Below are 1,427 nucleotides of genomic sequence, written 5' to 3' on the forward strand. Positions count from 1 at the left end.
TAGACTGCCCCCAAAAAGTTAGACACTATTTGGGGGTATTTTTATGGAAAGAAAAGTCAAATATGATTATACATTTAAACTTGAATGTGTAAAATTAGTATTAGAGAAGCATTATTCTTGTAACTATGTTAGTATTGAGAAAGGTCTAAATGAATCTAACATTCGTAAGTGGGTTGGGTTTTATAGGCAATATGGCTGCATTGGTTTGCTACCTCGAAAGAACCAAAGTTATTCAGTCCATTTTAAAATTAAAGTATTAAAAGCAATTGATAAAGAGCTTTTGTCTTTGAGAGATTCAAGTATAAAATTTAATATACCTGACACTGGTATTATTGTCAAATGGAAAAAAGATTTTGCTACTTTTGGTTTATTAGGCTTAGAACCAAAAACCAGAGGCAGACCAAAAACTATGAATAACAATAAACGTAAAAAGCGAAAATCAGACAAACCACTAACAAGAGAAGAAGAACTTCTTTTAGAGATTGAGGCACTGCGTTGTGAGAACGAATTGCTAAAAAAGTTACAAGCCTTAATTCAAGCAGAAGAGAAAGCCAGAAAGCGCAAGCCATAATGGAATTAAGGCCTAAATTTGATTTGAATTTACTTTTAAATCAAACCAATATGGCACGGAGTAATTTTTATTATCATCAAAGAAAGACAAAATCAGCCGATAAATATCAAGAAATAAAAGAGCTGATAAAATCCATTTACCACAAACATAAAGGTCGCTATGGATACAGGAGAATAACAGATGAGCTCAATTACGAAGGAATAATTATCAACCATAAAACCGTTTTAAGATTGATGAGATTATTAGGATTAAAGAGTTTAATTAGAGTCAAAAAATACAAGTCATACAAAGGAGAACAAGGTAAAATTGCACCTAATATTCTAGAAAGAAAATTCAAGGCAACCGCACCAAATCAAAAATGGGCAACCGATATAACTGAATTTAATGTTTCAGGTCAGAAATTGTATTTGTCACCTATAATAGATTTATTTAATCAAGAAATAATAAGTTATGAACTCACAGAAAGACCGGTGTTTAATCAAGTAGTTATGATGCTCAAGAAGGCATTTAAGAAAATACCAAATAACACTAATTTATTATTACATTCAGATCAAGGTTGGCAATATCAAATGAAACGATACCAGTATTTATTGAAAGAAAAGGGAATAGTACAAAGTATGTCAAGAAGAGGAAACTGTCTTGATAATGCTATAATAGAAAACTTCTTTGGTATATTAAAATCTGAACTATTTTATCTAAAAAAATATAAATCAGTAGACCAATTAAAAAAAGAGATAAACCAATACATAAACTATTACAATAACGATAGAAGAAAGTCAAATTTAAACAAAATGAGCCCGATACAATATCGAGCTCATTATTATCAAAATTAATTATAAATTTGTCCAAACTTTTG

The 1,427-nt window shown here is 29.8% G+C and carries 2 protein-coding genes; both read left to right on the forward strand.

Annotated features, from left to right (window positions below):
* Positions 1-43 precede the first annotated feature (43 nt).
* Positions 44-571 (forward strand): helix-turn-helix domain-containing protein, encoded by a 528-nt coding sequence (locus tag QO200_RS19265; protein WP_371543624.1) that lies wholly within the window; start codon positions 44-46, stop codon positions 569-571.
* Positions 568-1,404 (forward strand): IS3 family transposase, encoded by an 837-nt coding sequence (locus QO200_RS19270; protein WP_371543627.1) that lies wholly within the window; start codon positions 568-570, stop codon positions 1,402-1,404. The genes QO200_RS19265 and QO200_RS19270 overlap by 4 nt, the downstream gene beginning before the upstream one ends.
* Positions 1,405-1,427 lie beyond the last annotated feature (23 nt).

Origin of the sequence: Flavobacterium sp. Arc3 (genome assembly GCF_041431375.1) — a bacterium.
GTDB lineage: Bacteria > Bacteroidota > Bacteroidia > Flavobacteriales > Flavobacteriaceae > Flavobacterium.